Origin of the sequence: Xanthomonas sp. WHRI 8932A, assembly GCF_035012785.1 — a bacterium.
Taxonomy (GTDB): Bacteria; Pseudomonadota; Gammaproteobacteria; order Xanthomonadales; family Xanthomonadaceae; genus Xanthomonas.
This window is the reverse complement of sequence record NZ_JAYGQQ010000006.1, coordinates 162,781-180,825: the sequence shown is the minus strand read 5'-3', so window position 1 is coordinate 180,825 and position 18,045 is coordinate 162,781. Positions and strand designations below refer to the sequence as shown.

The 18,045-nt window shown below is 64.2% G+C and carries 18 protein-coding genes and 1 other RNA gene; 3 read left to right on the top strand and 16 right to left on the bottom strand.

Translation table 11 applies throughout. From position 1 onward, the window contains the following. Window positions 1-15: 15 nt before the first annotated feature. Both secG and tpiA read right to left on the bottom strand, forming a co-directional pair. On the bottom strand, window positions 16-489 hold the full coding sequence (secG, locus tag VC212_RS11555; RefSeq protein WP_055850073.1) for a preprotein translocase subunit SecG: 474 nt from the start codon (window positions 487-489) through the stop codon (window positions 16-18). A gap of 33 nt (window positions 490-522) precedes the next feature. Further along, the gene (tpiA, locus tag VC212_RS11550; protein WP_055850072.1) at window positions 523-1,278 is read right to left on the bottom strand and encodes a triose-phosphate isomerase; all 756 of its coding nucleotides are present in this window, start codon (window positions 1,276-1,278) and stop codon (window positions 523-525) included. A 112-nt stretch (window positions 1,279-1,390) separates the two neighbouring features. Between tpiA and VC212_RS11545 the strand changes: the two genes are divergently transcribed. Together VC212_RS11545 and VC212_RS11540 are read left to right on the top strand one after the other, a co-directional pair. After that, complete coding sequence (locus tag VC212_RS11545; RefSeq protein WP_323514930.1) at window positions 1,391-2,191, top strand: SDR family NAD(P)-dependent oxidoreductase; 801 nt, start codon at window positions 1,391-1,393, stop codon at window positions 2,189-2,191. An 83-nt stretch (window positions 2,192-2,274) separates the two neighbouring features. After that, window positions 2,275-3,669, top strand: coding sequence for a hypothetical protein (locus tag VC212_RS11540; protein ID WP_323514932.1), 1,395 nt, complete (start codon window positions 2,275-2,277; stop codon window positions 3,667-3,669). A gap of 56 nt (window positions 3,670-3,725) precedes the next feature. On the opposite strand, the gene VC212_RS11535 is transcribed toward VC212_RS11540, so the two are convergent. From VC212_RS11535 to trpB, 10 genes are all read right to left on the bottom strand, one after another. Continuing rightward, complete coding sequence (locus VC212_RS11535) at window positions 3,726-4,151, bottom strand: group 1 truncated hemoglobin (RefSeq protein ID WP_323514933.1); 426 nt, start codon at window positions 4,149-4,151, stop codon at window positions 3,726-3,728. After that, window positions 4,151-5,023, bottom strand: a complete 873-nt coding sequence (locus VC212_RS11530; protein WP_115554125.1) for a DUF3034 family protein — start codon at window positions 5,021-5,023, stop codon at window positions 4,151-4,153. The genes VC212_RS11535 and VC212_RS11530 overlap by 1 nt, the downstream gene beginning before the upstream one ends. After that, window positions 5,020-7,386, bottom strand: a complete 2,367-nt coding sequence (locus tag VC212_RS11525; protein ID WP_323514934.1) for an EAL domain-containing protein — start codon at window positions 7,384-7,386, stop codon at window positions 5,020-5,022. The genes VC212_RS11530 and VC212_RS11525 overlap by 4 nt, the downstream gene beginning before the upstream one ends. Continuing rightward, window positions 7,383-8,066 carry a methylamine utilization protein gene (locus VC212_RS11520; RefSeq protein ID WP_323514990.1) on the bottom strand — a complete coding sequence of 228 codons (684 nt, stop codon included), beginning with the start codon at window positions 8,064-8,066 and terminating at the stop codon, window positions 7,383-7,385. Before VC212_RS11520 ends, VC212_RS11525 begins: the two co-directional genes overlap by 4 nt. Before the next feature lie 258 nt (window positions 8,067-8,324). Then, entirely contained in the window at window positions 8,325-9,263 is a 939-nt protein-coding gene (locus VC212_RS11515) for a 2-oxoglutarate and iron-dependent oxygenase domain-containing protein (RefSeq protein ID WP_323514935.1), read from the bottom strand. 123 nt (window positions 9,264-9,386) lie between these two features. Then, on the bottom strand, window positions 9,387-10,736 hold the full coding sequence (glmM, locus tag VC212_RS11510; RefSeq protein ID WP_323514936.1) for a phosphoglucosamine mutase: 1,350 nt from the start codon (window positions 10,734-10,736) through the stop codon (window positions 9,387-9,389). Window positions 10,737-10,884: 148 nt separating this feature from the next. Next, window positions 10,885-11,769, bottom strand: coding sequence for an acetyl-CoA carboxylase, carboxyltransferase subunit beta (gene accD, locus VC212_RS11505; RefSeq protein WP_104615893.1), 885 nt, complete (start codon window positions 11,767-11,769; stop codon window positions 10,885-10,887). A gap of 304 nt (window positions 11,770-12,073) precedes the next feature. Continuing rightward, entirely contained in the window at window positions 12,074-12,895 is an 822-nt protein-coding gene (gene trpA, locus VC212_RS11500; RefSeq protein ID WP_323514937.1) for a tryptophan synthase subunit alpha, read from the bottom strand. Beyond that, the gene (locus VC212_RS11495; protein ID WP_323514938.1) at window positions 12,892-13,410 is read right to left on the bottom strand and encodes a hypothetical protein; all 519 of its coding nucleotides are present in this window, start codon (window positions 13,408-13,410) and stop codon (window positions 12,892-12,894) included. Before VC212_RS11495 ends, trpA begins: the two co-directional genes overlap by 4 nt. Further along, complete coding sequence (gene trpB, locus VC212_RS11490; protein WP_055850419.1) at window positions 13,407-14,624, bottom strand: tryptophan synthase subunit beta; 1,218 nt, start codon at window positions 14,622-14,624, stop codon at window positions 13,407-13,409. The genes VC212_RS11495 and trpB overlap by 4 nt, the downstream gene beginning before the upstream one ends. 107 nt (window positions 14,625-14,731) lie before the next feature. Here trpB and VC212_RS11485 point away from each other — a divergent pair, with 107 nt between their 5' ends. Beyond that, the gene (locus VC212_RS11485; RefSeq protein WP_323514939.1) at window positions 14,732-15,658 is read left to right on the top strand and encodes a LysR family transcriptional regulator; all 927 of its coding nucleotides are present in this window, start codon (window positions 14,732-14,734) and stop codon (window positions 15,656-15,658) included. Between the two features lie 42 nt (window positions 15,659-15,700). Here VC212_RS11485 and VC212_RS11480 read toward each other — a convergent pair. The 4 genes from VC212_RS11480 to VC212_RS11465 all read right to left on the bottom strand — a co-directional run bounded on the left by VC212_RS11480 (window position 15,701) and on the right by VC212_RS11465 (window position 18,043). Then, window positions 15,701-15,777: non-coding RNA, sX9 sRNA (locus VC212_RS11480), on the bottom strand. Window positions 15,778-16,057: 280 nt separating this feature from the next. Further along, window positions 16,058-16,726 carry a phosphoribosylanthranilate isomerase gene (locus VC212_RS11475; protein WP_055850047.1) on the bottom strand — a complete coding sequence of 223 codons (669 nt, stop codon included), beginning with the start codon at window positions 16,724-16,726 and terminating at the stop codon, window positions 16,058-16,060. Continuing rightward, a complete protein-coding gene (gene truA / locus VC212_RS11470; protein ID WP_323514940.1) occupies window positions 16,723-17,496 on the bottom strand; it encodes a tRNA pseudouridine(38-40) synthase TruA in 774 nt (257 codons plus the stop codon). Before truA ends, VC212_RS11475 begins: the two co-directional genes overlap by 4 nt. 175 nt (window positions 17,497-17,671) lie before the next feature. After that, window positions 17,672-18,043 carry a VOC family protein gene (locus tag VC212_RS11465; RefSeq protein ID WP_193552494.1) on the bottom strand — a complete coding sequence of 124 codons (372 nt, stop codon included), beginning with the start codon at window positions 18,041-18,043 and terminating at the stop codon, window positions 17,672-17,674. Window positions 18,044-18,045 lie beyond the last annotated feature (2 nt).

The following is an 18,045-nucleotide window of genomic DNA, read 5'->3' as shown; positions in this document are numbered from 1 at the left end:
GTATTGTAACCGGCTTCAGCGTTTTTGTGCTGGTTCTGAAGCGTTTTCTTCGCTGGCCGCTGGCGCCGACGGCGCAGGTGCGGACTGCACTGGCGCAGCAGCGGGTGCGGCGGCAGGAGCAGGCTGCGACGGAGCGGTCGGTACCGCACCGGCGGCGGGCGCCTGCGGCAACGGCTGAGTCAACTCACCGGCTGCAGCCGGCGCCGGGGTGGCGGACTGCGACATCACACCCAGGTTCTGATCGGTCGGACGGGCACCGTGGGTGGCGTACCACGCCATGAACAGACTGATGCTGAAAAACACCACCGCCAGCCACTTGGTCGACTTGGACAGGAAGTTCGACGCACCCTGCGAACCGAACACCGTGCCCGAGGCGCCGGCACCGAAGCCGGAACCGGCTGCCGCACCCGCACCACGCTGCATCAGGATCAGCGCAATCATCGCCAGCGCGACCAGCACGTAGACCACATTGAGGATCAACATCAGCATTTCGAAATCCGTCCCCGGACAAAACTTAATGGGTTAACAAGCGGCCGCCGCACGCGCGATGGCCAGGAAATCTTCGGCCACCAAGGAGGCGCCTCCGACAAGCCCACCATCGACATCGGGCTGCGCGAACAGCTCGCTGGCGTTGTCGGGCTTGACACTGCCCCCGTACAGGATGGGCAGAGAGTCGGCAATTCTAGCATCCGCCTTCGCGACTTCGCCACGCAGGAAGGCGTGCACGGCCTGTGCCTGCTCCGGGCTGGCAGTCCGTCCGGTCCCAATGGCCCAGATCGGTTCATAGGCCAGCACCGCGCGGGCAAAGCCCTCGCTGCCGACCAATGCCAATACCGGCTCGAGCTGGGCACGTAGGATTGCCTCAGTCTGACCGGCCTCACGCTGTTCCAGCGACTCGCCCACGCACAGCACCGGGATCAAGCCGGCGTGGATGGCAGCGGCAAACTTATGCGCCACCAGCTCACTACTCTCCTGGTGGTACTGGCGGCGCTCGGAGTGACCGACCAGGCCGTAGTCGGCCCCGACATCCACCAGCATCGTGGCCGAAACCTCGCCGGTGTAGGCGCCCTTCTCGTTACTACTGACGTCCTGGGCTCCAAAGGACAGGTGATGCGCCTCGAAATCCTCGATCAGGTCGCCGAGGTAAGGCAGTGGCGGCAGGATGACGACATCGACACCCTCCAGGGGCATGTGCGCAGCGACCTGGGCCACCAATTCGGTGGCGAAGGCGCGGCTGCCATGCAGCTTCCAATTTCCAGCAACGATCTTTCGACGCATCAGGCGCAGGTTCCTGAGTGGAAGACAGGCGACAGAATAGCCCATGCCCTGTCGGCAACCGGCACACTTCTGTCCGCCGCATGTCCCACCCCTCGTTCAACAGGAACCTGCCATGTCCGTTTCACCTGTCTTTGCGCTGATCACCGGCGCCTCCAGCGGGATCGGCCGCGAGATTGCGCGGGCGTACGCCAAACGGGGCGTGCCGTTGATCCTGACCGCACGCCGGGTGGACCGACTACAGGCGCTGGCCGCCGAACTGGGCACGCAGGTACGTGTAGAGGTGCTGCCGGCCGACCTGGCCGACCCTGCGGCGGCCGAGGCGCTGGTGACGCAGATCCAGCGCAATGGCTGGACGGTAGGCACGCTGGTCAACAACGCCGGCTACGGCGTGCCGGGCCGCTACCTGCACAACGACTGGGCCACGCATGCGCGCTTTCTGCAGGTGATGATCGGCGCGGTGTGCGAGTTGACCTGGCGGCTGTTGCCGATGATCCGCGCCAGTGGCCAGGGCCGCATTCTCAACGTCGCATCATTTGCCGCTCTTACGCCAAGTGCAGATGGGCAGACGCTGTATGCGGCCAGCAAGAGCTTCATGTTGCGCTTCAGCGAGTCGCTGGCGCTGGAAAACGCCGATTGCGCGGTCAAGGTGTGTGCGCTGTGCCCGGGCTTTGCGTGGTCGGAATTCCACGATGTCACCGGCACCCGCGAGGCGATGTCCACCCTGCCCGGCTGGGCCTGGCTGCAGGCCGATGCAGTTGCCGAGTACGGCATCGCCGCCTTGGAGCGTGGCCAGGTGCTGGCAGTGCCGGGCTGGCGCTATCGGCTGGTCAATGCCGCACTGCGCCTGCTGCCGCATTCGGTTGCGCTGCGCCTGATGGCGCGCGGCTCGCATCGGGTAAGACCGCTAGACTGAGAACAGGCAAGTCTTCAACTAACAGACACTAAAATGCATTGGGGTCGGCACACGTCACGACCATCAAGGATGCGGACAAGATAATGACCAAGCTGGAAACAAGACCCGTGCTTACACCACCGGCGCTCAACGACGATGCAAGGCTGCTTCCATTTCTTGCTGCTGTCGCTATCTTCCTCACAATCCAACTGGTCATCAATGCCAAGGACTTTACAGGTGACGCTGGCGCTTACTGGGCAATAAGCTCAGCCATTCTTGAGGGCACCTTCCCGCAAACAATCCGGGGTTATGCGTATCCACTTCTATTGACTCCCTTCAGGCTTGTCTTTGACCACTCACAGACTGCCGGGCTTTTTTTTCTAAAAGTAGGGCAATCCATCGGATACGGCTACGCATTCTCCATTCTGATTCCAAACCTTTACCGATCGATGTTCGGCGGAAAATTAACGACAGTCAGACGAATCATCCCGTCGCTTTTGACGGCAGTCGTTTTTCCAGGCCTTGTTTCTTACCCCCTGAGTGATGCGCCATCCCTCGGCTTGATGGCACTTTCTTTACACTTGGCGATCAGTTCAATCAGATCGAAATCGTTCGCAGGACTCCTGCTTACCGGAATAATCTGCTACTTCACATATAATGTGAGAACCATCTACCTATTTTCATTCATCAGCCTAGCCATCGTTATTGCATGTTTTTTTGCCAAAGATATTCAACGCAAGGCTCTTGCACTAACCTTCTTTCTGCTGGGCTCGCTAATCGGCGCGCTGCCACAGATGGCGATCAACTACAAACACCATGCAATCGCATCGCCATTGGTGGTAACCGATGTCCGTGGCGCATCGCTTTTTGCCAGGCAGCTGACATGGGGCATGGTCGTCGATAGATACGAAACGTTCATTGACCCTGACACACAACAAGCAATACCAACCTTCTACGCAAACGATCGCGGCGCCGCAGTACTCGAGAAAAACGGCGGGTTCGCTGAAAATCAATCTTTCACGAAAATCTTCGCGATGATGACGGATAACCCCATCACTTTCGCTGAAATCTATTTGCGCCACACAGCATCAGCACTGGATGCAAGAGATGGCGAGATTTATACAAGACAACCTTCTTCCGAAAAAAATGTTAAGTCACTCATTTTTCTAGTTATCGTCACCTTCGGAATTACTCAACTGGGAAAGGCTATCCTCTCCACATCCCAGGAGCCCAGACGTACCAAAGCCTTATACGCACTGACTTTGATAGCACCATGCATCGCCATCGTCCCCGGCGCAATTGAAACGCGATTCTTTCTGCCCTTGTATTGCATGTCTTATTGCGCACTAGCATTTCAAAGAATCAACAGCAAAACGCTCGCCCTCCAAATGGTCTTGACTGCGACACTGGCGGCAGGCATCTATTGCTTTGCTGCCGATTCAGTAGAAAATCCGATTCACGCCCGACCGGAGTCATACATCCCAGCCACACCAAATTAGATTCCTTAAAGTCAATGCCCGCCGCAGCATTCAGTCGCGAGTTCAACAAGCGAGGCTTAGTGATTGACTATCTCGCCGTGCATGGCGGCCAGCCGTGCCAACAGGCGATTCTGGGTGCGGCGCGGGATCTTTTGTTGATCCATTGCCCAGTTGAGATCTTCGACCAAGGCGTTGAAATCGCCCTCGCGAATGGCCAGATGCGCATGCGCCTGTTGCATCGATTTGGCGGTATCCGGGCACGGGCCATCGGCGACATGGCAGAACTTCTGCACCAGGCGCGCGTTGAGCATGACGATATTGACCCGCGCGAATGTGTCGACGATGCGTTGATCGTCAGCAATGCGCGACAACATGGTTTCCACCAGCGCCTCGATGCCGGCCTGGCCACCAAGTTCGTCGTACAGCGTTTGAGGCGGCTGCGTGGTGGCGCAGGCACTCAGGCTCAGCACACATAGCAGGGACCACCGCAGCCATCGATTCATCAGAACGCTACCTGCAAGGAGAGATACGGGCCGCGCTGGTTGGTCAGCGTGGCGATGTCGCCAAGATCGGCCCAGGCTGCGGTCAACGACACATGCTTGCTGGGGAACCAGGCAACAAAACCGTCGGCCCAGGCCTGTTCGCGCGCAAAGCCCAGATTGTCCGGTTTGCCGCGATATTCCACACCAACCACCCACGACGGCGACAGCACGACCGCAGCACTGGCCTCAGCGACCAGTCGATAGCTGTTGCGCCGATCGCCACCGAAGCCGAGCAACCCAGTCTGATTGGCGCGGGTCGCGCGCAGCGTGCCGTTGAGCAGCAATTGATAGCCGCCGGCGCCCTGCAACAGCAGCCTGCTGGCACTGACATAGACATCGGTGCCGTGGTCGTCACGTGCACCGATGGCCAGTGGCAGCGTGCCGTCGCGCAGACGCTTGTACTGCACGCCGACGCTGACTTGCGGGGCGCGCCCGTAGACCAGATCGCCGTACACGCGCAGCTTGGCGCCGAAGACATCCTGGCCGAGCGCGTTCCACGGCAGCGCCAGGCGATCCTGCAAGGTGCCCAGGTCCAGGCGCTGGCGCGCAAGCGACAGTTCCAGGCGGTTGCCGACCGTCAGCGCCGCGCCTTGTACATCGAGCCGGTAATCGCCGCTGTCCACATGCGTGGCGAACAGCACGGTACCGAGCTCGTCGCGCGTGCCATACCCCGACAACGTGGCCCATGGCACGATGCCGCCACCGCTGCTGCCTTCGATCATCGACACGCCACCGGTAGCGAGCAGGCGCCCGTCGCCGGCGACCGCAAACGCTGGCATGAGCGCAACACCGCACACTGCAGAGGCGAGCGCAGCGCGGAGACGATGCTTCATCGTTGCGCTCCCATCTGCGAGGGCGAGGTCATTCCAAGTTGGCGCATGCACCACGCCACGAAGGGAGCTTGCTCCAGCGGCGGCGCGTAGAGATAGCCCTGCACCATGTCGCAACCATAGCCGCGCAACAGACCGAGCGCAGTGGTGTTCTCGACGCCTTCGGCGATCACGCTCAGGCCCAGGTTATGCCCCAGATCGATCGTGCTGCGCACGATGAACGCATCGTCGGTGCCTTCAGCCAGCTGCATGACGAAGCTCTTGTCGATCTTCAATTCGTTCACCGGCATGCGCTTGAGTTGGGCCAACGAGGAATAGCCGGTGCCGAAGTCGTCGATGGACAGACGCACGCCGACGCTACGCAGTTGATGCAGCATGTGCAGCGCGGATTCAACATCGCGCATCAAGGCGCTTTCGGTCAGTTCCAGCGTGACCGACTGCGCCGGCACCGCATGCTGTTCCAGCCGCGCACGCACGTAATCGGGCAACCCCGGATCGGAGAGATCCAATGCCGACAGATTGATCGCCATGCCAAGCTCCAGCCCTTGCGTGCGCCAGTGCGCCTGACAGCGCAGCGCCTCGTCCAGCACGAAGCGGGTCAATGGATGGATGACACCCGAATGCTCGGCCAGCGGTATGAATTCGTCGGGCCCGATCGGACCTAGCGTCGGGTGATGCCAACGCACCAGCACTTCGACCTGTTCGACGCGATCGCTGCGCAGGCAGATCTTGGGTTGGAAGCGCAAGGTCAGCTCGTTACCGCCGATAGCCTGGCGCAGATCGCCGGTGAGGCGCAGCCGTCGCAGATGCTGTTCGTCCTGCCCCATGCGATAGACGCTGGCACCGATGGTGGCGGCATCGTCCACCTGCCGCCGCGCGATGTCGGCACGGCGCAACAAGGTGTCCGGGTCTGCGCCATGCTCGGGAATCAGCGCGATGCCGATGCTGGCTTCGAGCTGGATACGTGCCTGCGGCAACACCAATGGGCGACGCAGTTGCAGCAGCAGGCGTTGTGCATCCTGCTGCACGGTGGTCGCATCGGCATGCGCCACGATCACCATGAACTCATCGCTGCCCAGCCGCCCGACCAGGTTCGGTTCCTGCACCACCTCTGCAAGCCTGCGGCCGGCCTCGACCAGCACCTGGTCGGCGAAATCATGACCAAGGCTGTCGTTGAGTTCCTTGAAACGCTCCAGATCCAGGATCAGCACCGCCGCCGTTCCGCCGGAGGCGACTGTCTGCGCGGTCACGTCTTTCAGTCGTTCGAGCAACCACACTCGATTGGGCAGCCCGGTCAATGCGTCGTGCCGCGCCTGATGCAGAATGTGTTGCTCGCGGCTGGCGATCTGATGCTGCATGCGCCCAAAGCTATCGGCCAGTTCGGCGAGCTCGCGACCCGGCGGAACCTCCACCGCCGTCTGATAATCGCCGCGCTGGATGCGTCGCGCCGCCTGCACCAGTTGCGCGACCGGTTTGCTGACGCTGCGCGCCAGAACGATCGCCACGCACAGGGCTGCAGCAGTGGCCAACCCTGCGAGCAGCAGGATGCGCAACTTGAGCGTGCGATAGGGCGCGACCGCGCGATCGAGCGAGGCCTGCAAGGCCACCCGCACGTGGCTGTCGCCCTGGAGCGATTGCAGTTTGACCAGGTAGCGTGATTCGCCCAGGTTGAGCGGAATCGCTTCCGTCTGCGTGTGCTCGGCGGCAGGCAACTGTTGCGCAAACTCGCGACGCGCTGCCGGCTCCAGGGTGGATGCCAGCACGCGCACCGGTGGGCCATCGGTAAAGAACGTGGCATCCAGTCCGGTCGTGCTGCGGAAGTCCTGCGCCAGGCCGTCGCCGGATTCGTTGCCGATCGCGATCCAGCCAACGCGACTGGGCGCCAGCACCTGCACCACGGCCAGGCGCACGATATGTTGATCCAGGGCAACCACGCCGACTGCGCGTCCATCGCGTTGCGCCTGTTGCAACAACGCCTGCACAGCACGCAACTGTTCTGCCTGCGGAAGGTCGGCCAACCCGGTCAAAAATTCACCATCTGGCGAAAGCAGCACTGCGGTCTGCGCAGACATGCGCGCGGCATGGTTGCGCAGCGCCGACTGCATGGTGGGCACATCGCCACTGGCCACCGCGGCACGAAACCCGAAGTCGTCTGCCAGTACCGAGGCCGATTGCAACAATTGCTCATCACGGCGCAGATTGATGCGCTGCCACACGCGTTCGCCGATCTGCAGTTCTTCGCCCAATTGCGCCTTGACGCTGCGCTCGGTGGCCAGCTGCACGGCGATGAAGGTCAACGCCTGCGTGGCCAGCACGACCAGCACCAGCAGAGCCGCGATGCGCGTGTGCAGGCGCATCGCCCTCATGGGTGCGGCTTCTTGGGGTCGGCGCTGCGGAACTTGTCCTGCAGCGCGCGCATCCGCTCGTCCGGCGGCGCCACCGCCGGAGCGGCGCCAGTGGTCTGCAAGGTGACCTTGCGTTGCAAGGCATCACGCGCAATCACCAGCGGCTCGCCCACCGCAGCGCCCTTGATGCGTGGATGCCACACGCGCAGCGTGTAGGTTCCTGCCGGGGCATCGAGTTGTACGCGACCATCGCTACCGGTCTTGCCGAAATACGGCGTCTCCAGCACCACGATATAGCCCAGCATCCAGTCATGGATGTTGCAGCCCACCGTAACCAGACCGGCCTGATCGAATCGCACCGGCGCGGCGGTAGTGCCCTGAAACAGCGGCAATTCGAAGCGTTTGGCGGGCGAGAACGAATACACCTGGTGACGGATCTGATCGTTGTTCGGAAACCGTACCGAGGTGCCGGTGCGCACCGCCAAGACCGCCGGCACGAATTGCGAATTGACCTGATCCATCTCCAGCATCTTGCCCGCGCTGGCTGCGGCGGGCCGCGGCAGTTCCAGACTGACCACCGCATCGACCAGGACACCGTTGGCATCGGTCACGGTCACGCTCACCGGCGTTGCTGCAGCCGGTGCAATCGCGCCAGACAGCGCAAGCAACGACATCGCACCTAATTGTTTGAACCACGGCATCCGCATGCGCCCCTACCTCGTGCAATCGGCAGCGGGCGCCAGGCGAATCCGACGTCGCGCTAGCGATCAGACTGAGTTATCGGCGCGGGTGAACGCAAGCTTTAACCAGACACGAGCGGAATTTTATGAATAGAAGTGTGGCACCTGTCATGGCGCATGTTGCGGACGCGGCCATTCGCTGTGTGAGCGATCGGCCACGCATTGCGCACCTGGCGCCGAAAAAACCAACAGCGCCAAACAGTCGACCTCTCTGCCGAGTTACTTCAACTTGATCTCGCGCAGGCGCTCTTCCAGAAACCCGTGTGCGGTGATCGGCTCGAGGTAGCGGCTGGGGTTGTCGGCACTGATGCACGAGGGCAGCACGTCGATCAAAAAGTCCGGATTCGGATGCAGGAAGAACGGCACCGAATAGCGCGGCTTGCGCGCCGCTTCGCCCGGCGGGTTCACCACGCGGTGAATCGTGGACGGATACACATGGTTGGTCAGGCGCTGCAGCATGTCGCCGATATTGACCACGATGGTGTCGGCGTCGGCGGTGAACGGCACCCACTCGCCGTCGTTGGAACGCACTTCCAGACCGGCCGCGCTCGCACCGACCAGCAAGGTGATGAAGTTGATATCGCCATGCGCACCGGCGCGCACATTGGGAATGTCGTCGCTGGTGATCGGCGGATAATGGATCGGGCGCAGGATCGAATTGCCGTTGTTGGTCTTGTCGACGAAATAGTCCTGCGGCAGGCCGATGTGCAGCGCCAGTGCTGCGAGCACGCGCGAGCCCAGCTGGTCGAGCTGCTGATACAGCTGGTAGCCGCGGTCACGGAATCCGGGCACTTCTTCCGGCCACAGGTTCGGCGCCATCACCTCGCGGTACGGCGAATCGTCCGGAATCTCGCGGCCGATGTGCCAGAACTCCTTGAGATCGAAATGCTTGGAGTCCTTGGCGGTTTCCACACCAAACGCGGTATAGCCACGTGCGCCGCCACTGCCCGGCACGTGATAGCGGCGCTTGACCTCTTCGGGCAAGGCGAAGAATGCCTTGAACACGTCGTAGGCTGCGTCGATTTCGGTCTGCGCGATGCCGTGATTGCGGATGCCGGCAAAGCCCCATTGGCGGTAGGCCGCACCGAGCTCGGCGACGAAAGCGTCGCGATCGGTATCGAAACGGGTGATGTCCAGGGTGGGGATGCGCGCGCTCATACGGATATCTGCAGTCGAAGTCGAAAAGTCGGGAGGACGCCTGCCGCTCAGGACAGCAGGCGATACAACACATAGAACGTTGCGGCCTTGGCGAAGACCACGCAAACGCCAATGATCAGCGACTCACGCCGCGTCACGCACCGCTCCGGAGAGCCGGTCGAGCGTGTCCTGCATCAGGCCGGCGTCGTCGGCCTCCACGGTCACGCGCACCACCGGCTCGGTGCCGGACGGACGCAGGAACGCACGTCCGCGGCCCTGCACGGCGGCTTGCGCCTGCTGCAGCGCCTGCTGCACGCCGGGCGCTTCGACGATGGCCTTGGCCGCGCCGCCCTCCAGACGCACATTCACGGTCTTTTGCGGCACCTTGGCCAGGCCGCTCAGCGCTTGACGAAGGCTGTGCCCATCGCGGCCCAGCGCTTCGAGCACCTGCAGTGCGCTGACGATGCCGTCGCCGGTGCTGGCGCGGTCCAGGCACAGCAAATGGCCGGAGGTCTCTCCGCCCAGCGTGCCGCCGCCTTCGACCAGCGCCTGATGCACGTAGCGGTCGCCCACCTTTGCGCGCTGGAACGGAATCCGCAGCGCGGCCAGTGCCGGCTCCAGGCCGTAATTGGTCATCAAGGTGCCGACCACGGTGCCGGTGAGCCGGCCGCTGGCCTGCCACGAGCGCGCCAGGAGATACAGCAGATCGTCGCCATCAACCGGGTTGCCCTGGTCGTCGGCCATCAGCACGCGATCGCCATCGCCATCGAAGGCGATGCCCAGATGCGCGCCGCTCTCGCGCACCTTGGCGGCAAGATTGTCGATATGCGTCGAGCCGACGCCATCGTTGATGTTAAGCCCGTCCGGCGCCGCACCGATCACCACCACATCGGCACCCAGCTCGCGGAACAGCATCGGCGCGATGTGATACGTGGCACCGTGCGCGCAATCCAGCACCATTTTCAGGCCCTGCAGGGTGAAGCCGCGCGCCACGCTGGCCTTGCAGAATTCGATGTAACGCCCGATCGCATCGCGGGTGCGAATCGCCTTGCCCAGGCGCTCGGATTCCACGGTGTGGAACGGCTCGTCCAACGCGGCTTCGATCGCCGCTTCGGTGGCGTCATCGAGCTTTTCGCCCTCGGCGGAGAAGAACTTGATGCCGTTGTCGTAATGCGGGTTGTGCGAAGCGCTGATGACCACACCGGCATCGGCGCGCAAGGTGCTGGTCAAGAACGCGATGGCGGGCGTCGGCATCGGGCCGATCATCTGCACATCGGCGCCTGCAGCGACCAGGCCGGCTTCCAGCGCCGCTTCGAACATGTAGCCGGAAATACGGGTGTCCTTGCCGATCAACACCAGCGGACGCTTGCTGCGCCCTTGCGTCAGCACGCGCCCGAGCGCATTGCCCAGACGCAGCACGAAGTCGGCAGAAATGACGCCCTGCCCGACCCGACCGCGGATGCCGTCGGTGCCGAAGTATTTGCGGGTGCTCACAGGGCCTGGACCTTGAGGGCCGAGACCAGGGACCGTGGCCCTGAGACCTGGCAAGAACCGTCGCAATCGCAAAATGCCATGCGAGCGAGCACAGCGTTTTCGAGTCCCCGGCCCTGGGTCCCGGGCCCGGTGTTCATCAGTGCCATCCTCACGCCACCGCCTCCTGCGGACGCGCCTGACGCATCATCATCGCGGTCAGGTCGGCAATGCGGTCGCGCATCTCGCGACGGTCGCAGATCTGGTCGATGGCGCCGTGATCGAGCAGGAATTCCGAACGCTGGAAGCCTTCCGGCAATGTTTCGCGCACGGTCTGTTCGATCACGCGCGGGCCGGCGAAGCCGATCAATGCATGCGGTTCTGCGATATTGATATCGCCGAGCATCGCGAACGACGCCGACACGCCACCGGTGGTGGGATGGGTCAGCACCGAGATGTACGGCAAGCCGGCTTCGCGCAGGCGACCGAGCGCTGCGGAAGTCTTGGCCATCTGCATCAGCGAAAACAGGCCTTCCTGCATGCGCGCCCCGCCACTGGCGGAGAAGCACACGAACGGGCAGCCCACTTCCAGCGCCACTTCGGCCGCACGCGCAAAGCGCTCGCCGACCACCGAGCCCATCGAGCCGCCCATGAAGGGAAAATCGAAGGCGGCAGCAACTAGCGGGTTGCCCTTGAGTGTGCCGCGCATGGCGATCAGCGCGTCGTACTCGCCGCTGGCCTTCTGGCTGGCCTTGATGCGTTCGCCGTAGCGCTTCTGGTCCTTGAACTTGAGCACGTCGACCGGACTCAGCTGGGCGGCGATTTCGGTGGTCGCGGTTTCCGGGTCGAACAACGAGTTCAGGCGCGCGCGGGCGCGAATGGCCATGTGGTGGTCACACTTCGGACACACCTCCAGGTTCTCCTCAAGCTCCGGGCCGTACAGCGCGCTGCCGCAGTTGCTGCACTTTTCCCACAGCCCCTCGGGGACGCTGCGCTTCTTGGCCGGGGTGTTCTCGGTGCGGATGCCGGAGGGCATCAATTTGCTGAGCCAACTCATGCGTTTATGACAATCCATGCAGGGCGGCGATGCGGGCCGCAGAGGGGCGACAGTCTAACGCAGCGCCCCAGGCTGGTGCAGCGCGTGGGGCAGTGGCGGATGGCCGGGGTTCTGGCGGGGCCTGCTGGAGATGGCTATTAGGCGCTGCGCTGCGGGCTGGTACTTGACGCAACGTCCGCTAACAGCCCTGCGCAGCCTCGCACCGCTTGACGTCTACCCCCTTCCCTTCCCACAGGAGTAAGGACTAACGCCGCACCGCCTTTCCCACGCAGCGAGCGCTAACCGGGCCTGCTGCACAGGTGCCTCACTGCGCCTGATCCAGCGCCTGCCGCAGCGGGGCCAGGAAGGCTTCGGCGCATTCGCGGGCGCTGCGCACATCTTCGGCTTCGGCCAGGGCCGCGACCAGCGCGCTGCCGACCACGACACCGTCTGCATCGACCGCCATCGCGGCGGCACTGGCAGCATCCTTGATGCCGAATCCTGCCACCACTGGTGCGCCGGCGCGCTGGCGCAACTGGCGCAAGCGATCGCTGGCGGCGTGGGTATCGAGCAGGTTGGAGGCGCCGGTCACGCCGGCAAAGCTGACGTAATACAGATAGCCCTGTGCGGTGCTGCACAGCATGTCCAGGCGCTGCTCGCTGGTGGTCGGCGAGGCCAACGCGATCAGCGCCAGCCCGACCTCGGTGAAGATTTCGCGGGTTTCTGCCGCCTCTTCGGGAGGCAGATCGACCAGCAGCAGGCCGTCCACACCGGCAGCGACGGCGGCTTCGGCGAAGCGGCGTGTGCCGTGAATCTCGATCGGGTTGAGGTAGCCCATCAGCACCACCGGGGTGGTGGCGTCTTCGCGGCGGAATTCGTGCACCGCTTCCAGCACGTAGGCCAGGCCAGCGCCACGCCCCAGCGCGCGCTCGGAACTGCGCTGGATGGTGGGGCCGTCGGCCATCGGATCGGAGAACGGAACGCCCAGTTCGATCACGTCGGCACCGGCGCGCACCAGCGCATGCATCACCGGCACGGTGGCTTCCAGCGATGGGTCGCCGGCGGTAATGAAGGGAATCAGTGCCTTGCGGCCGGCCTGACGCAGGGCGTCAAAACGCGCAGCGATACGGTCTGGCGCACGGCTCATGCGCAGCCCTCCACCAGTTGCACGGCGTCCCAGCTTCCCCAATACATCGATGTCACAGTGCCTTCTCCGGTTTCATAGCGAACGGCGAACTCGCCTTGCGGGTCGCGCCACGTCAAATAAAGAGCGTTGCCGCCATCGCGGCCATATTTATGCGGTTGGACGCTGTAGCCCGATGGCAGGCGCGCACGCGCCTCCGCCTCGCTGTCGCCAACGCGGATACCGAACGGGCCCACCGGGCCGGGGTCGGTAACGTCGAAACGGACGATGCGATCGGCTTCGACCATCATCGCCACGCCGCTGGGTAACAGCCCGGCTTCCACATAGCCGCAATGTCCCAGCGGCCCCGCGTTGAGCGGCGCCCAGCGCGCACGTGGCTCCAGCTCACTGAAGCGCTGGCCAACACGTACCTCACCGCTGCGGTCCAGCACGGGGGCAGTTGCCGCAGCACAGGCCAGCGCAGACATGCACAGCAGCGACACACCACCGCCCAGCGTGCGCATCTGCGCTGCGATCACAGCACCATGCCTTCGCGCGCAGCGATGGTGTGCACGTCCTTGTCGCCACGCCCGGACAGGTTGCACAGGATCAGCGCGTCCTTGGGCATCTCGCGCGCGAGCTTGATCGACTGCGCCACTGCGTGGCTGGATTCCAGCGCCGCAAGAATGCCCTCGGTGTGTGCCAGCAGATGGAAGGCCGCCATCGCCTCGTCATCGGTGATGCCCTGATACACGGCGCGACCACTGTCGGACAGGAACGCGTGCTCGGGGCCGACGCCGGGGTAATCCAGGCCGGCGGAGATCGAATGGGTTTCGGTGATCTGGCCGTCGTCGTCGCAGATCACGTAGGTGCGGTTGCCGTGCAGCACGCCGGGGCGTCCGGCAGCGATGGACGCGGCATGGCGGCCGGTGGCGATGCCGTCGCCGGCGGCTTCGGCGCCGTAGATCTTGACGCCCGGATCGTTGAGGAACGCGTGGAACAGGCCGATGGCATTGCTGCCGCCACCGACGCAGGCGCTGATCGCATCCGGCAGGCGGCCGTAGTCCTGCAGCATCTGCTCACGTGCTTCGCGGCCCACGATCGCGTTGAAGTCGCGCACCATGCGCGGATACGGATCCGGGCCGGCCACCGTGCCGATGATGTAGAAGGTGTCGCGCACATTGGTGACCCAGTCGCGCATCGCTTCGTTAAGCGCGTCCTTGAGCGTGGCCGAGCCCGACGTTACCGGAACCACCTTCGCGCCCAGCAGCTGCATCCGGTAGACGTTGATCTTCTGCCGTTCGATGTCGGTGGCGCCCATGTAGACCACGCACTCCAGGCCCAGCCGTGCCGCCACCGTGGCACTGGCCACGCCATGCTGGCCGGCGCCGGTCTCGGCGATGATGCGGGTCTTGCCCATGCGGCTGGCCAACAGGGCCTGGCCGATGGTGTTGTTGATCTTGTGCGCGCCGGTATGGTTCAGGTCTTCGCGCTTGAGCAGAATTTGCGCCCCGCCCACTTCACGACTGAGCCGCTCGGCATGATAGATCGGGCTGGGCCGGCCGACGTAGTGCTTGAGGTCCTTATCGTATTCGGCGATGAACGCCGGGTCCTGACGCGCCTGATCGTAGGCGGCAGAGAGTTCCTGCAGCGGGCCGATCAAGGTTTCGGCGACAAACCGGCCACCGAACTTGCCGAAGTGGCCGGCAGCGTCCGGATAGGCGTAAAAGTCACTGATGGGCTGGGCCGACATGGAGATCCTCTGCAGCAATGCGGTCATACGCGAAGCCGTCACCTTACCGCAGCCAGGCAATGCGATAAATCGATAAGATTGCCGCAACCTGTGATCTGGACTCACATATGAGCACCGTGCTTCCACCGCTGGCGGCGCTGCGCGCCTTCGAGGCCGCCGCACGCCTGCAAAGCGTCAGCCGCGCCGCGCAGGAACTGCACGTCACCCATGGCGCCATCAGCCGCCACGTCCGTTCGCTGGAACAGGCGCTGGACGCGGCGTTGTTCGCCCGCCAGGGCCGCGGCCTGGTGCTGACGGCTGCCGGCGCCCGCCTGCGCGATGCCACCGGCGAAGGCTTCGCGCTGATCGCCGATACCTGGGCCGCGTTGCGACGCCCGGCCAGCGAAGCACCGCTGGTGCTGGGCTGCTCCGGCAGCCTGCTGGCGCGCTGGGTGATTCCGCGGCTCGGCCTGCTGCAGCGCGACCTGCCCGACCTGCGCCTGCACCTGTCGGCCAACGAACAACCGCCCGGCCCGGATCTGGACGGCCTGGACGCCGCCTTGCTGCTGGACACCCCGCCGTGGCCCGGCGAATGGCAGGTGCACGAGCTGGGCGTGGAATGGATCGGCCCGGTGCTGAGTCCGCAGCTGGCAATTGCGTTGCAGATCGACGGAAAACCTCCGGCCGCCCTGCGCGACCACCGCCTGCTGCACACACGCTCGCGACCGCAAGCCTGGCCGGAATGGGCACAGGCGCATGGCGTGGCGCCCGACGCGCTGCGCTTCGGCACCGAGTTCGAGCATCTGGTGTACCTGCTGGAAGCTGCCGCCGCCGGCCTGGGCATCGCAATCGCCCCCTACCCGCTGGTTGCTGCCGATCTGGCGGCCGGCCGGCTGCTGGCACCGTGGGGATTCACCGCGACACGCGGGCGCTGGGTGCTGTGCGCCGCCAGGCGCAATCCGGACCCACGCATCGAACGCCTTGCCGGCTGGTTAGGCGAGGCATTGGCCAAGGATCAGTTCACGCCAACGACGCCGAACACGGGAGGAGCCTGAGCTTCCATCACGAAATCGCCTCGCCAAGCAGCGCGCAAGCGCGGCTGACAGACCGTAACAAGCAGTCGTGGGATGGGTGTGGACGGTACGCTTGGAACCGGAGGGCATGCGTCTTACATGCCACAACGAGCAGCGGCCGCGCCCGCCGACGGTGAGCGCAGCAACTTTCTCAGCAGCACTGAAGGCGACTGCGCGCGTTACAAGACGAGCGCAACGGCTCAAGGGATTTGCAGCGATCAAAGAGTCTGAGCAGACGGCCAGGTGACGAATGACCGAACGACTGCGCGCGACCGCTCGCCATTAGCAACCACGAGCCACAAGCAGCCGTCCACAACCAATCACACCACCGCAGCAAACCCGCTCTTACCAATCCCCAATCCCAACTCACCAATCCCCAACCTACGACATCTCGTGGCAATCGGCCCGCCGCACTTCTTCCACGAACTTGCGCATCTTGTGGCCGTCCTTGATGCCGGGCGCCAGCTCCACGCCGCTGGACACATCCACGCCCCACGGCAACGTCGCCACGATCGCGTCGAACACATTGTCGGCCGTGATGCCGCCGGCGAGCAGAAACGGGCGATGCAGCCCGGTGGGTAGGCGCGACCAGTCGAAGGTCTTGCCGGTACCGCCGCCTGCGCCAGGCGCATGGCTGTCGAACAGGAAACCGGCCGAATTGGGAAAGGCCAACTGCAAGGTACGCGCGTTGGCATCCTCACCGTTCACCCCGGCGCTGCCCATCGGCACGGCCTTGAGGTAGGGCAGATTGAAGCTGCGGCAGAACGCGTCGTCTTCCTCGCCGTGGAACTGCAGCAGGGTCGGCCGCACGGTGCGCACCACTTCGCGCACTTCTTCCTTGGAGTTGTTGCGGAACAGGGCCACCACATCGACCATCGGCGCGGTGGCCTGGCGCATCGCGCGCGCTTCGGCCGGCGCCACGCGGCGCGGGCTACCGTGCGCGAAGATGAAACCCACCGCGTCCACACCCAGCTCCCCGGCCAGTCGGATGTCTCCGGCGCGGGTCATGCCACAGAACTTGATACGGGTGCGGTACAGCGATCGATTCATTGGGTCACCTCGGCAGGCAGATGCCACTCTGCAGGATACAGAGGCCCGATAAACACCAGGCCTTGTGGCGGCGCTGTTGGCCCGGCAACCGTGCGGTCGCGCCCGGCGAGCAACGTCGCGATCCAGTCGGACGGTTGCTCGCCGGTTCCGATCAAAATCAGCGAGCCCACAATATTCCGCACCATGTGATGAAGGAATGCATTGGCCTGTACCTGCACCTCCACCACCTCGCCGATGCGCTGCACGGTGATGGCCTGCAGGTTGCGGCGCGCATGCAGGGCCTGGCACTGCACGCTACGGAAGGCGCTGAAGTCGTTTTCGCCCAACAGCGCCTGCGCGGCGGCATGCATGGCATCGGCATCGAGCGGCCGACGCTCCCAGCTCAGCGTCTGTCGATACAGCGCCGGACGGATCTGACGGTTCAGCAGGCGGTAGCGATAACGGCGCGCACGCGCGGAAAAACGCGCATGGAAGTCATCGGCGGCCGGCACACACCAGCGCACCGCGATCGACGGCGGCAGCCGCGCGGTGGTGCCCAGCATCCAGCCACGCAGTTCGCGCCGCGCGTCGCTGTCGAAATGCACCACCTGGCATTCGCCATGGACGCCGGCATCGGTGCGACCCGCGCACACCACCTGGATCGGCGCGTCGGCGACCGACGACAACGCCGCCTGCACGCTGGCCTGCACACTCGGCCCACCGTGCTCGCCCAACTGCTGCCAGCCCTGAAACTCGCTGCCGTCGTACTCCACGCCCAGCGCGTAACGCATCGGTACCTGCCTGTTGATTGAATCGGTGAGACGTCTGCATCACATGTTGCGAACCGCTAAGCGCGCAGTCGAGCAGTGACGCCGACAGCGCGCTACGGATGCTGCCGGTGCATGGTACATCCCGGCCACTCGCCCACAGCGTTTGCCGGCGACACGCCTTCGTCGACGGCTGGCGTCAAGCCGCGGCGCGCTCGGACCAGACCGCCAGCGTGCTGCCACCGGGCTCGCGGAAATGAAACCGGCTGCCACCGGGAAAGCCGAACACCGGCTTGACGATCTCGCCGCCTGCCGCGCGCACGCGCTCCAGCATCGGTGCTAGGTCGTCGGCATACAGCACCACCAACGGGCCACCTTCTGCCGGGGCGGGCACCGTGGTGCGATAAAAGCCCCCGTCCAGACGGCCGTCGTTGAAGGCCAGGTAGTCCGGGCCATAGGCCTGAAACTGCCAGCCGAACACGGTCTCGAAGAAGGCTCGGCTGGCGTCGGGATCGATGGAGGCGAACTCCACGTAATCGATTCGCCGCTCGCGCACCGTGACGCTATCCATGG